This window comes from Paracoccus marinaquae (assembly GCF_018860165.1).
Taxonomy (GTDB): domain Bacteria; phylum Pseudomonadota; class Alphaproteobacteria; order Rhodobacterales; family Rhodobacteraceae; genus Paracoccus; species Paracoccus marinaquae.
Window position 1 is genome coordinate 19,796 of sequence record NZ_JAHKNG010000007.1, and the last position, 12,708, is coordinate 32,503.

General features: G+C 61.6%; 10 protein-coding genes and 1 pseudogene. 6 read left to right on the plus strand and 5 right to left on the minus strand.

Annotated features, from left to right (window positions below; translation table 11 throughout):
* Window positions 1–50: 50 nt before the first annotated feature.
* Window positions 51–554 (minus strand): very short patch repair endonuclease, encoded by a 504-nt coding sequence (locus KNW02_RS05965; protein ID WP_216032362.1) that lies wholly within the window; start codon window positions 552–554, stop codon window positions 51–53.
* 67 nt (window positions 555–621) lie between these two features.
* Between KNW02_RS05965 and KNW02_RS05970 the strand changes: the two genes are divergently transcribed.
* From KNW02_RS05970 to KNW02_RS05995, 6 genes and pseudogenes are all read left to right on the plus strand, one after another.
* Window positions 622–2,175, plus strand: a complete 1,554-nt coding sequence (locus KNW02_RS05970; RefSeq protein ID WP_216032363.1) for a DNA cytosine methyltransferase — start codon at window positions 622–624, stop codon at window positions 2,173–2,175.
* A gap of 73 nt (window positions 2,176–2,248) precedes the next feature.
* Window positions 2,249–3,742: an ATP-binding protein gene (locus KNW02_RS05975; RefSeq protein WP_216032364.1), complete on the plus strand. Its 1,494-nt coding sequence runs from the start codon at window positions 2,249–2,251 to the stop codon at window positions 3,740–3,742.
* Window positions 3,739–6,474, plus strand: a complete 2,736-nt coding sequence (locus KNW02_RS21200; RefSeq protein WP_216032365.1) for a Z1 domain-containing protein — start codon at window positions 3,739–3,741, stop codon at window positions 6,472–6,474. Before KNW02_RS05975 ends, KNW02_RS21200 begins: the two co-directional genes overlap by 4 nt.
* Window positions 6,461–7,435 carry a PD-(D/E)XK motif protein gene (locus tag KNW02_RS05985; RefSeq protein ID WP_216032366.1) on the plus strand — a complete coding sequence of 325 codons (975 nt, stop codon included), beginning with the start codon at window positions 6,461–6,463 and terminating at the stop codon, window positions 7,433–7,435. Before KNW02_RS21200 ends, KNW02_RS05985 begins: the two co-directional genes overlap by 14 nt.
* Window positions 7,432–9,501 (plus strand): AIPR family protein, encoded by a 2,070-nt coding sequence (locus KNW02_RS05990; protein ID WP_216032367.1) that lies wholly within the window; start codon window positions 7,432–7,434, stop codon window positions 9,499–9,501. Before KNW02_RS05985 ends, KNW02_RS05990 begins: the two co-directional genes overlap by 4 nt.
* A gap of 297 nt (window positions 9,502–9,798) precedes the next feature.
* A pseudogene (locus tag KNW02_RS05995) lies at window positions 9,799–10,122 on the plus strand (ParB/Srx family N-terminal domain-containing protein); the annotation flags it as partial.
* A 48-nt stretch (window positions 10,123–10,170) separates the two neighbouring features.
* On the opposite strand, the gene KNW02_RS06000 reads toward KNW02_RS05995, so the two are convergent.
* The 4 genes from KNW02_RS06000 to KNW02_RS06015 all read right to left on the minus strand — a co-directional run bounded on the left by KNW02_RS06000 (window position 10,171) and on the right by KNW02_RS06015 (window position 12,638).
* Window positions 10,171–10,701, minus strand: coding sequence for a DUF3489 domain-containing protein (locus KNW02_RS06000; RefSeq protein ID WP_216032368.1), 531 nt, complete (start codon window positions 10,699–10,701; stop codon window positions 10,171–10,173).
* A gap of 95 nt (window positions 10,702–10,796) precedes the next feature.
* Window positions 10,797–11,024, minus strand: coding sequence for a hypothetical protein (locus KNW02_RS06005; protein WP_216032369.1), 228 nt, complete (start codon window positions 11,022–11,024; stop codon window positions 10,797–10,799).
* 35 nt (window positions 11,025–11,059) lie between these two features.
* Window positions 11,060–11,209 (minus strand): DUF6900 domain-containing protein, encoded by a 150-nt coding sequence (locus KNW02_RS06010; RefSeq protein ID WP_216032370.1) that lies wholly within the window; start codon window positions 11,207–11,209, stop codon window positions 11,060–11,062.
* A gap of 196 nt (window positions 11,210–11,405) precedes the next feature.
* Window positions 11,406–12,638, minus strand: a complete 1,233-nt coding sequence (locus KNW02_RS06015) for a DUF2254 domain-containing protein (RefSeq protein ID WP_216032371.1) — start codon at window positions 12,636–12,638, stop codon at window positions 11,406–11,408.
* Between the last annotated feature and the right edge of the window lie 70 nt (window positions 12,639–12,708).

The following is a 12,708-nucleotide window of genomic DNA, read 5'->3' on the forward strand; positions in this document are numbered from 1 at the left end:
ACGGATCGTCATATCGCAGCTCCGGACTGTCCGACCCACGCTCGGACCTTTCATGTCAGTTCAGACCCTACCGGGCCGCTTCTCCGGTCTTTGGGCGCCCCAATATCCGCCTCTCCGACTTCAAGCTCTCGACCATCACCTTGAAGCCATCCCGAAACGACGTCCCGGACGGCTGCAACACCAGCCTCGGTTCGCAAGGCGCATTCCCAGATTGTCGCAACCCTCCAACCGGCCAGCAACAGCACCGATCTAACGGCACTGTCCCGCGCCACATTCGAGCTGAACTTCGACGCCCAGAATTCCGGGCGTGTTGCCGGAGCGCTTGCATAACGGCAGCCCGGGTGCCGGTGCCAGAAGCACCCGTGCACGAAGATGACGGCCTTGTATTTCGGCAGCACAAGATCCGGCTTGCCGGGTATCCCTTTTTCATGGAGGCGGTAGCGGAAGCCCAGCGCATGCAAGGAGCGCCGGAGGGTCAGTTCCGGCTTCGTGTCCTTTCCGCGGATGCCCGCCATCATCCGGGAACGGGTCTGGCTGTCGACGATGTCGGTCATTTGCCTCCTGGCCTCGGCCGATGGACCTAGTATACAGCGAATGATCCGAATTCGAGAGGTCTCTGATTTGCCAGCCACTTTCGGCATTGTCGATCTGTTTGCAGGTCCGGGCGGCCTTGGAGAGGGATTCGCCTCGCTTGATGTTGGCGGGCAGCACCCATTCCACATCGGGATTTCGGTAGAGAAAGAGGTATCGGCACATCGGACGCTGCGGCTGCGCGCCTTTCTGCGTGACCATGTTTCGCGACACGGCGCCCTTCCGGAATCCTTCGTGAAGTTCCATGCCGGTGTGACGGACGAACCGGACTGGTCAGAGGTAGACGCCGCAGCATGGACAGAGGCGACGACAGAAGCTTGCTGTCTTGAGCTTGGCAGTAATGCAGCCGCAACAGCCATCGACGAGGCTATCGGTCGGCTGCGACAGCGCTTCGACGACACGATCCTGATCGGGGGCCCGCCCTGCCAGGCCTATTCGCTGGTCGGACGGGCCCGTTCGCGTGGCAAGGCGGACTATGTTCCCGAGGAAGACCACCGGCATTACCTGTTCCGCGAATACATCCGTGTGCTGGATCGGCTGCGACCGGCCGCCTTCGTCATGGAAAACGTCAAGGGCATGCTGTCCTCGACCGTCGAAAGCCGCCTTGTATTCGAGATGCTGATGGAAGACCTTGCTTCCCTCGGCACGGGTCACGGCCATCACTACGAGCTTCGGGCTATCCTCCTTGCGGATGGTAAGGCCACCCTGCAAGAGGCGGCACAGCCATCCGACTTCATCGTACGTGCCGAACAATTCGGTGTTCCGCAGCGCCGCCATCGCGTCATCATCGTCGGCATCAGGTCCGATCTGGCGGCCCGGGCAGTCGGCGCAAGCATTTCGGTATCGGGCCCAACCCGCACGGTCGATGAGACCATCGGCAACATGCCGCCTCTGCGCAGCGGCATCAGCCGCGCGTCAGACACCGCCGAGGCATGGAAAAAGGAGGTCGCAGGGTTCGCCAAACTGCTCGCGAAGATTTCCAAGGGCGACGAAGACGGTACCCTCGCGTCGGAATTCCGCGAGCTCACGGAAGTCCTGAAGCACGGCGCCGAAACCCGCCGCTCCTCCTCCATGCTTCCTGCCGCCTATGGAACTTCGAATGACGACCTGATGCGCTGGCTGGAGCGTCCCGGCTTGCACGCACTGGCCCAGCACGAAACCAGGGGTCACATGGCCACTGACCTCGGCCGCTACCTGTTTGCCGCAGTCTTCGGCAAGGTGCGCGGTTACAGCCCGAAGGCGGCCGACTTCCCGCTAGTCTTGAGCCCGGATCACCGGAACTGGCACAGCGGTGTCTTCAACGACCGCTTCCGTGTCCAGCTTGCACACGAGCCTTCGACAACCGTAACCAGCCACATCTCGAAGGACGGTCACTACTTCATCCACCCGGACCCGCTCCAGTGCCGCAGCCTGACGGTGCGCGAAGCTGCCCGGTTGCAGACCTTCCCGGACGACTATCTCTTCCTCGGCAACCGGACGCAGCAGTATGTTCAGGTTGGAAATGCGGTCCCGCCATTCCTAGCAAGACAGATTGCAGCGCTCATCCATGCATCCCTGACAAAACCGGACACCCTCAAGCACTGAGGAACTTCCCGCACCTTGTAACGACGATCCGTTCGCGCCAAAGTAGATCGTGATCGTACTGCCAAGGGTTCGCATGCAGGAAATTGTTGTTTCAAGACGGGCAGATGCCACTCCTCACGCCGCGGCATTGATCGAGGGCCTGAGGGATATCGGTTATTCTCTCGAAACGGCCATTTCAGACATTATCGACAACTCGATCACCGCGGGCGCCCATCGGATCGAGATTGTCACGGAGCCCTATTCGGACGAGCCCTATATCGCGATCATCGACGATGGCCTGGGCATGACCGAAGACGAACTTGTCGCAGCAATGCGACCCGGCAGCAGAAACCCGCTGGCCACACGTGATGAACCGGACCTCGGTCGGTTCGGCCTCGGCCTGAAGAGCGCCAGCTTCTCCCAGTGCCGTCGGCTCACGGTCGTGTCCCGGCGTTCCGGACAAACCAGCGCAGCAATCTGGGATCTTGATGATGTCGCCGAACGGAACGAATGGGCGGTGCAATTACCCGATCATTTCGATCTCATCCCCGGCATCGAGAAGCTGGGGCAGCAGGGTACGCTTGTGCTCTGGCAGAAACTTGACCGACTGACCGGCGGTTATTCGCACAATGCGGCCAAGCGCGCGGAGGTCATCAACCAGAGGATCGCTGAAACAGAGCGCCACCTGCGCCTCGTGTTTCATCGGTTCATGGAGGATGCCAAACCGCTGCGCATTCTCCTGAACGGGCGACTGCTTCGTCCCCTTGATCCGTTTGCCCGAAAGAACCCCGCGACCATTTCAGACCCGGAAGAAAAGCTGACCCTTATCAGGGGCGATGTGGAGATCCAGAGCTTCACGCTTCCCCATCACAAGCAGATGGGAAAGACGGAATGGGAGGATATCGGCGGGCCGGAGGGTCACCTGAAATCGCAGGGCTTCTATCTCTATCGCGGCAAGCGCCTGATCCTGCATGGCACATGGTTCGGTCTGTGCCGCCAGTCGGAACTGACTAAACTGTCCCGGGTCAGGATCGACATTCCCAACAGCATGGACGCGGACTGGAAGATCGACGTCAAGAAATCCTCGGCACAGCTTCCGCCGGTCGTGCGCGATCGACTGAAAAAGGTCATCGAACGCATTCTTGCCGGTTCGAAGCGCACCTACAGCAAGCGGGGACAGAAGCTCGTCGATCATGAACGGCTGCCCATGTGGCACCGGATTCAGGCAGATGGGCAGATACGCTACCGACCGAACATCGAACACCCGGCGTTTGCCGATTTCGCCGAAAGCCTGCCCCCGGACCTCCGGCGCGGCTTCTTCAACTGCATTGCTCTGGTAGGGGCGTCATTGCCCATCGAAACGTTGCACGCAGACATGGCAGGCACGGCCGAACAGATCGTCCCGGATCGGTTGGACGAAGACACGCTTGCCCAAGCCGTGCAGGCAACCCTCTCGGTCCTTCTGGGCGCGCGCAAGGACATCAAGGAAATCAAGTCGCTGATGAAGGACGTCGATCCGTTCAGATCGGCCTGGGAAGATACGGAACGCATCATCGCGGCGACGATCGAGACGAAGGAAGACAAGTGAAGCAGATCCTGAGCAGCCTCGAGGGCATGACGTCCATGTACATGGCGTCGCAGCCCGGCCCCCACACAGCCCAGTCGATCCGGGAGATCATCGCCCAGTTGCGTGTCATGCCGATGTTCGCTGGCCAGGTCGAAGACGACGATGCAGAGGAACTCGCACGCCTGATCGAGGAGAAATACGGCATCAGCATGGGACTCGGCGCCATCGTCGATGCCGAGGACTTCCGTCCCTGGCTGCATGACGCCCGGATCAACGGCGAGATCGGGGATTTCTACTGGGGCAGGTACCGCAAGCTCCTGAACCTGAAAGGACAGCCGAAATCGGTAATAGACGCGACGGACGAGGTGACGGATCGAGTGCTGGATCGTCTGGGCGACCCCCGCAACCTCAGCCCCTGGAGCCGCCGCGGCATGGTGGTGGGCCATGTGCAAAGCGGCAAGACCGCCAACTACACGGGGTTGATCTGCAAGGCGGCGGATGCGGGCTATCGTCTGATCGTGGTGATCGCGGGCATCCACAACAACCTGCGCAACCAGACCCAGGCCCGCATCGACGAGGGTTTCATCGGCCGCGATACCGGGCGGTTGGCCCATGCCAACAGGGCGCAACGCCAGAAGATCATCGGCGTCGGCCAGTTCGACCAGCGCGAGTTTCCGGTCTCTCTCACCAACACTCTGCGCGACTTCAACAAGGCTACGGCGACCACCAACACCAGCCAGATCGGCCAATACAACGTGCCCGTCGTGCTGGTGATCAAGAAGAACTCCAGCACACTGAAGAACCTTCTGGAATGGCTGAAGGAACATTCCGTCCACCAGGGCACGCAGATGGTCAGCCAGCCCATGCTGCTGATCGACGACGAAGCGGACAACGCCTCGATCAACACGGCCTATGCGCGTGACGAGGTGACCCGCATCAACGGCCAGATCCGTGAACTGCTCTCGCTATTTCACCGGAGTTGCTATGTCGGCTACACGGCAACACCTTTCGCCAACATCTTCATCGACCCGGATACCGACGACGAGACGCTGAAGCAGGACCTGTTCCCGCGGCATTTCATCATCGGGCTCGACGCGCCGTCGAACTATTTCGGGGCGCAGAAAGTGTTCCTCGATGCCCGCGAACGGCATGTCCGCCTTATCGATGACAACGAGGACATCCTTCCGATGAAGCACAAGATCGACCATCCGGTCGATGTGCTGCCGGAAAGCCTCATCCGAGCCGTGCGCGCATTCATCGTCGCGCGGGCGATCCGGAATGCCCGGGGCCAGCAGGCATCGCATGCCTCGATGCTGGTCAACGCTTCGCGCTTTACCGATGTCCAAGGGCGGTTGCGGTCTCGCGTGGCCGATGTGGTCGACAGGATGCGAGCCGCGGTCGCGGTGGATGGGGCCAAGGGCAAGGCGGCGCTGCGCAACCCCGAGATTGCGGCTCTGCATGCGGTCTGGGAGTCCGAGTTTGCCGAGGCAGAGGGCGCGGAGTGGCCCACCGTCCAGGCTCGCCTGCATGAGGTTCTGGTTGCCGCGCGTGTTGTCGAGGTCAACGCTTCGAAGCGGTCGCAGCCGCTCGACTATGACCAGGCCGGTGAACATGGTGTGACAGTGATTGCCGTCGGCGGCTTCTCCCTCTCCCGCGGCCTGACGCTGGAAGGGCTGACCATCAGCTACTTCCTGCGGAACTCCATGATGTATGACACCCTCATGCAGATGGGCCGGTGGTTTGGATACCGGCCAGGATACGAGGATCTGTGCCGGATCTGGATCCCTGCCGATGGCGTTGGCTGGTATGCCCATATCCACGAAGCGATGGACGACCTGCAGACCCAACTGAAGCGCATGGAGCTTGCCAAGGCCACGCCAGAGCAGTTCGGCCTAGCCGTGCGCAGCCATCCGGAATCGCTGATCGTGACGGCGCGGAACAAGATGGGCACGGGGCGCGAGTTCCCGATGAAGGTCGGCTTGGCAGGAAAGCTGGTCGAAACGACACGCATCCGCACGGATCGCGATCAGCTGGACCGAAACCGACAGGCCGGGCAGGCACTGGCGGCGGCAATCAAGGCCAGCGCGCTGGCACCGCAACACCCTTCCCGCGGAACCCTCTTCAGCGGCGTCTCGGTCGATCTGATCCGTGATTTCCTGCGTGCATTCCGCGCCGATGCGTCTGATCCTCTCACCGATCCGAGGCTGATGTCGGATTACATAGACGCGCGCGCCGACACCGAGCTCAGGGAATGGGATGTCCTCTTCGCCAGCGCACAGAAGGCGGATGCGACATCCGCCGACCTGTCCGGGATCGACATGCGGGCCTTCGGCCGATCGGTCGGTGAGCCGGATCTGCGCCAAGGCGTCCTTGCAATCAGCGGCACCAGCAGACGCGTCGGTTCGCCCGGTGACGAGCGTGTCGGGCTGACCAAGGAACAGATCGACGCAGCCACCAATGCCTTTCGCGAAGAACGGATTAGGGACGGAAAGCCCGTTCCGGAAACGCTTCCGCCCCGCATCTTCTGCGAGGTCAACGGGCGCCGCCCGTTGATCATCCTCCGGTTCGTCGAACCTGTGGTTCCAGAAGAGCTAAAGGCAAAATCGCCAGATCTGGTCTTGGCATGGAGCATCTGCTTCCCGCCATCCGAGGTTCAGGGTGGCACCGTGGAATACATCGTCAACACCATCCGGATGCGCGAGATGTTCGGCGAGGAAGAGATCGAGGAGGAGGCGCTCGGTGATACCGACTGACACGCCGTGGTCCGGGCTCGAGGCCGGGAAAGTGGACACGCGCCGAGTTTCGGCGTCGGCACGTTGGAACTGGTTCTGGGCGGTCATGCCGCGCGCCGATGTGGCCCTTGTCCTGCAACTGGCTGACCTGCCGAAACCCGCCCCGGACCTGCCCAAGCTCCGGAACCTCGAAATACGGTTCCAGACTTTGCCCGGTGGACCGATCCTGTACATCCGGCTCAAGGACAGCGCGCAACTCGAACTGTTCGAGACCCTCTGCCGCGATGTGATGGCGGCTGGCGAGCTTGCCGAGACGGAGGCCGAGGCCCTCGAACGCGCCATCGGCCGCACTTTCCGCTGGCACTATCTGCTGCGTGGCGGAAAGCTCGAGGTCTTGTCGGAAGAAGCCCAGAAGGGCCTGATCGGCGAGATCGAAGTGCTGAAGCTGCTGATTTCCACGCTCGGTGCCAAACCGGCGCTGACCGCCTGGACGGGGCCTTCTGGCGCACCAAAGGATTTCGAGCTGAAGGCCGACTGCATCGAGGTCAAGGCGCGGCGCGGAGCCTCGCAGCCCTTCGTGAAGATCACGAACGAGTTCCAGCTGGCAGATGTGCCGGATCGTCGCCTGTGGCTGGCGGTACTGGCCGTCGACAAGGTGCAGCCGCCGCACGGCCGGACGCTGACCGAGCATGTCTCGGAAGTCACCGAGCTTCTTGAACGGACCGAACCTTCGGCCATCATGGATTGGGATCTGCACCTGGCTGACGCCGGATTTGACATCCTGCACGACTATTCGGCCTGGCGCTGGATCGTCTCGGCCCCCGATTTCCATGCCGTGACCGAGGACTTCCCGCGGATTGCCGCCCCCGTGCCACTCGGGTTGTCTGCGGTTTCCTACGCCATTGCCCTTTCTGCCTGCACGCCATTCCGAACGGAGTGGGTCACGGTGCAGGAAAAGCTGAACGAAGCAGAGCAGCCATGAGCGAACTCGACGAATATCACCAGAACCTGATCGCCGATATCCGCCGCGAAGCGGATGCCAGCGGAGTCTTTCCCGTGGAAGCTTTCTTCGACCGGATGACCGAGCGGTTGACCGAGGCCGGTGAACTGGAAGTCGCTGATCGCGCCTATTTCCAGAGTGGAGAGGGTGCACAGAGACTGAGGATCGACGGCTATGCGGGTGATCCGCGGGACAGCGAAGGCGTGTTGGGACTGATCGTCTGCGACTTTGCAGACAGCGACACCGTTCAGACCTTTGACAAAGGGGATGTGCCCCCGATCCTGAACCCCCTGATCCGTTTTCTGAAGAAGGCAAAGACCGAGGAATTTCGCGACTCGCTGAACGAGGCCAACCCCGCCTTCCAGGTCTCGGACCTGATCATCACGACCTGGTCGCAGGTCACGAAGGTCAAGTTGATCCTCATTTCCAACCGCCAGTACATTAGCCGAGATGATACGGTGAAACTGGCGGATATCGGCGACGTGCCGATTACGTGGTCGGTCTGGGATCTGACGCGCTTCGAACGGTTCGACCGCTCGGGACAGGCCCGCGAGGACATGGTCATCGACTTTGCCAAGGATTTCGGGGCACCCCTTCCGGCACTCCAGGCGTCGCAATCTGGCGCTGCCCTTGAAAGCTACCTGCTGATCGTCCCGGGCGAGCAATTGGCCGCGATCTATGACAAGTGGGGCGCCCGGCTTCTTGAAGCCAACGTCCGGTCTTTCCTTCAGGCGAGGGCCAAGACCAACAAGGGCATCCAGAAGACCATAAAGGAGGAACCCGAGCTTTTCTTCCCGTACAATAACGGCCTGTCAGCCACTGCCGATGCCGTGTCCTGTGTACGGACGGATGACGGGTTGGCTGTCGCCTCGATCAGCAACCTGCAGATCGTCAACGGCGCCCAGACAACCGGGTCAATTCACGCCGGGCTGAAGTCCGCGAAGGAACAGCTCCCGCAAGTGTTCGTACAGATGAAACTGACCGTCGTTCCTCCCGACAGGTCCGAGGACATCGTGCCGAAGATCTCGGAATATGCGAACACCCAGAACAAGGTGAACGCTGCCGACTTCTTCTCGAACCATCCCTTCCATATCCGGATGGAACAGTTCTCGCGCAGTGTCCTCTTCCCGGCGCGTGCTGGCGAGCGTCATGACACCAAGTGGTTCTACGAGCGTTCGCGCGGGCAGTTCATCAATGCCCGCGCCAAGCTGACACCAGCCCAGCTGAAGAAGTTCGATCTTGAGTTCCCGAAAACGCAGCTCTTCAGCAAGACCGATCTCGCCAAGTTCGAGTTTTCGGCAGTCGGCCAGCCGCACATCGTTTCGCGAGGCGCCCAGAAGAACTTCGCGGAATTCGCCAAGGACATCGGCGAAGCATGGTCCAGGAGCGACGCCCGGTATGACGAGCTCTGGTACAAGCGGCTGATCTCGAAGGCGATCGTGTTTCGGTGGCTCGAGGCCGAGGTTCCGAAGCAGCCCTGGTACGAGGGTGGCTATCGCGCCAATATCGTCACCTACTCCATGGCCAAGGTGTTCCACGATGCCAATGGCGAGAAGCAGGTCCTCGACCTTGACACGATCTGGAGGCGGCAGTCTGTTCCCGATGCCCTCCAGCGTGCGCTGCTTCTGGCAGCCGCAGAGGCACACGACGTCATCACACACCCTCCCGCAGGTGTCCGCAACATGTCGGAATGGGCGAAGCAGCAGGCTTGCTGGAACGGGATGAAGGGTCGAAAGCTGAACTATGACGATGACTTCGAGACCTGCCTGACCCTCGTGGATACCGCCAAGGCGGCAAAGCGCGACGAGAAGGCAAAGAAGGCGATGACCGAGGGCATCAATGCCCAATCAGAGGTGGTGACCTTGGGCGCTGAGTTCTGGAAGGAGGTCTTGGCTTGGGGCCGCGAGCGGAAACGCCTCACCCCCAAAGACATGCAGATCCTCGAAGTCTGCGCGTCCATGCCGCGCCGGATCCCCTCAGACCTGCAGGCACGCCATGCCCTCGATGCGCTCGGGCGCATGAGAGATCAGGGGTTCGGCGAGTCCTAGGCTCACCCCGCCCCCTCCTCTGGTTCCTCCCCGGCCCTGAACGTATGCGGGGGGGCGCAGCGCGGAATTTTGCCAGCGTCAGGCGTTTTCACCGGGGAATCCAGGCGGAATCCACTTGGCCAGCTTGAGGCCATTTTCGACCAATAATACAAGGCTTTAAGCAACCAACAAGGGTGGATTCTTGCTGGATTCCGGCGGAATCCAGGAAGCCACTTTTGGGATCCACTTCGCGGAAGCCAGGGCCAACGGAATCCAGCCCGCCCGAAGCCACACAAAACCACAGGACGACCCTGCCCCATGGACCTCACCTTCGCGCCGCGCCAGATCGAGTTCTGGCCGATCGAGCGCCTGCGCCCCTATGCCCGCAACGCGAAGATGCACGGGGCAGATCAGGTGGCCCGCATCGCCGCCAGCATGGCCCGCTTCGGCTGGACGGTGCCCTGTATGGTCGGCGACGATGGCGAGCTGATCGCGGGCCACGGTCGGGTGCTGGCCGCGACGGAGTTGGGGCTTGACGAGGTGCCGGTGATCCGGCTCGGCCATCTCGACGAGGCCGAACGCCGGGCCTACCGGATCGCCGACAACAAGCTGACCGAGCCCGGTGACTGGGACGAGGCGCTCCGAATCCCGGCGCATCAGTTGCTGGACGTCGGATGAAGCGATACCTCGTCAGGACGAGCTCAGCTTATAGACCTGGCCCCTTTCGGCGAGTTTCTCGGATAACACCCGCAGCCCCAGCTTCTTCTTCAGCGAACCGGAAATGGCACCGCGAATCGAGTGGTGCTGCCACGAGGTCGCCTCGGCGATCTCGGCAATACTCGCGCCCTCCGGCGCCTGCAGCATGGCGATCAGCTGCGCCTGTTTCGTACCGGGGCGCTGGGCGGCGGCGATGGCTTCGGGCTTGGCGTCCCGCAGCGCCGCCATGGCCCTGACCACCACCGGATCGATGCCGACGGCGTCAAGCCCGGCCTCGGTGGCGATCAGCGTGGTGCCATGTCCATCGCCCGTCTCGCGCCAGAGCGGCTCGCCTCTCCGGACGTTGGCCTCGACCTCCTCGATGAAGCCGAGTTTGGTCATCCGGCCGATAGCCATCTTCGCAGCTGCGCCGTGCAGCCCCTCGGGCAGCGGCAGGGCGAGATTGCCCGGCCGGGCGCTGGCCCGGGTCAGGATCAGGGTCTGTGTGTCGGTGAGTTCGGTCATCGTCGGCTCCGTGCATCGCCACCGCAGGTCGCGGTCGGCTTCTACGGAGCCGGGCTCCGCTATCCGGGGCACAGCGGTCGGCGCAGGCCAGCCCGTCAAGCTGCGTGTTCGCCCTCGCCGAAGGCAAAATCGCCGATCTGCTTCAGTAGATGGGCCTGATACTCGAGGCTACCAACGTCGGCCCAGTTCAGCCGCTCGGGATCGGCGCCGAAATGGTCGTCGCTGAAGGCCTGCAACCGGGCCAGCATCGCGTCGATTTCGGCCTGTTTCGCAATGAAGGCGGCGAGGGCGGCGTCATTGGTGCGGGCGGGCTTGCCGGTCATTTCGTGGCGGCGGCAAGGCCAGCGGCGTAGGCCTCTTACAGCGCGTGCCGGATCGCCCAGACTGCGAGATCGTGGAAATCCAGCGCGTCGCGGCTGCGTGTTTCCAGCGTCTCCAGCCCGTGGAAATGGCGCTGGGCGATATCGGTCAGCAGGGTGTCAGTGGCGGGTTGGTTCGGCTGGGTCATGATCTGGCCTTCGGTGGTGAGTTGCGTCTCTGTCACACCATCAGAATCGCTCTGATCCGCAACCACATCAAGTAAATCACTAGCAATTTCATTGCTTTATAATCATGTGACGCAGCGCCGATTCAGGGCATTCGAGAATACTACGAACAACCATATGACAGGCAGACCTTTATCCTTGGGGCGCTGCGTCCCTGCGTCACGCGCCGGACAGGACCTGATGTTCCCAAACCGCCTCTAGCGCGGCTTCCGCACGTTTTCGGGCTCGCTTCGCTTCTTCCCGCGCGGCCGCGCCACCACCGAAATCCGCAAGGGCACCTAGACAATCCTGAAGTGCTTCTTGCACCTCGATTACAGCAGCCCCGTCACGGGCGATCGGCGAGAAGAAGACCGAGTAAAGGTTCACTATGTCCAGCGGCGGCGCATAGACCGAACCATAGGTCACTTCGGCCTCTGGATCAGGGTCCTCGTGCAGCACCTCAAGCACACGCGTCCCGGCGCGCAAGACTTCGATGGCAGTGCCGGGGTCGTTGATGCTAGGCGACAGCGCCTTGCTGGCCACTTCGCCAAGAACGATCAGACCATAGCCCAGATCCTGATCGAAACTGCGTGCCTCGCCAAGCGAGAAAGCCTCGCGGAATGTCGCAAGAGCCTCATCCTCCACTGGTTCGCCAAGGCGTAACAATGTCTCGCCGCGGTGGACATATTTGCCGGGCATACGACGTATTTCGACCTTCATCTTCAGATGATCCGCAAGAGTTTGCAGTTTCTCGATATCGATATACTGAACATAGCCAGAATGATCTGCCACGACCACCGGCGCATCCTCAGACAGAATATCGCACCGGGGGACGGCGCCAAGCGCAGGATAATCGCGATACAGGCGCGCGGCGGGTTTCGCCGCTGTTTCTATCCGGGCGATGATGTCGCTCATCCTGCCGAAATCGTTCAGGTGGTTCACCCAGCGCACCAAAGCCCAAGCGATCAGGGCAATATCGCCAAGCGTTGCTACGAACAGAAGGACCCGCGCATTGTCGCTGTAAAGCCCGGCCGACAAGCCGATGATCCCGACAATGCTGAACAGGAAAGAACCGATGAAGATTGAAACCGCCGTCTGCGCGGTGCGATCTTCCTCCAGCAGCCTGGTCGCACGGGGCGTCGCGTTTGAGGTGGCCGAACCGTACGCACCGACCAGAATCGACATCGAAAAGGTTGTGACCGCCAGCATCGAGGACGCGATGATATTGAGCAGCGCGTCAACCGAACCAGAGGCGAGATCGATTTTCGGGATATAAGGCAGAATGGGCCCGACAAGCGGAGCGAGGATCGCCAGCATAACGCCGGCGAGGCTGTAAAGGACAACCCGCACCCACATCTTGCGCAGTTGCACGCGCAGTCGCTGCACCCATCCCCTGTTGAACCTGCCTGTCATCGAGCGTCCGTTCCGTCGTCAGCTTCGCTTCCCGGTCTTGGTCTGGCCAACCGCGCGGAATTGCAACCCT

Bases quoted from the DNA above. Each gene is read 5' to 3' on its own strand.
- KNW02_RS05965 (WP_216032362.1), bottom strand. From the start codon at position 554: ATGACCGACATCGTCGACAGCCAGACCCGTTCCCGGATGATGGCGGGC.
- KNW02_RS06000 (WP_216032368.1), bottom strand. From the start codon at position 10,701: ATGACCGAACTCACCGACACACAGACCCTGATCCTGACCCGGGCCAGC.
- KNW02_RS06005 (WP_216032369.1), bottom strand. From the start codon at position 11,024: ATGACCGGCAAGCCCGCCCGCACCAATGACGCCGCCCTCGCCGCCTTC.
- KNW02_RS06010 (WP_216032370.1), bottom strand. From the start codon at position 11,209: ATGACCCAGCCGAACCAACCCGCCACTGACACCCTGCTGACCGATATC.
- KNW02_RS05975 (WP_216032364.1), top strand. From the start codon at position 2,249: ATGCAGGAAATTGTTGTTTCAAGACGGGCAGATGCCACTCCTCACGCC.
- KNW02_RS06015 (WP_216032371.1), bottom strand. From the start codon at position 12,638: ATGACAGGCAGGTTCAACAGGGGATGGGTGCAGCGACTGCGCGTGCAA.
- KNW02_RS05990 (WP_216032367.1), top strand. From the start codon at position 7,432: ATGAGCGAACTCGACGAATATCACCAGAACCTGATCGCCGATATCCGC.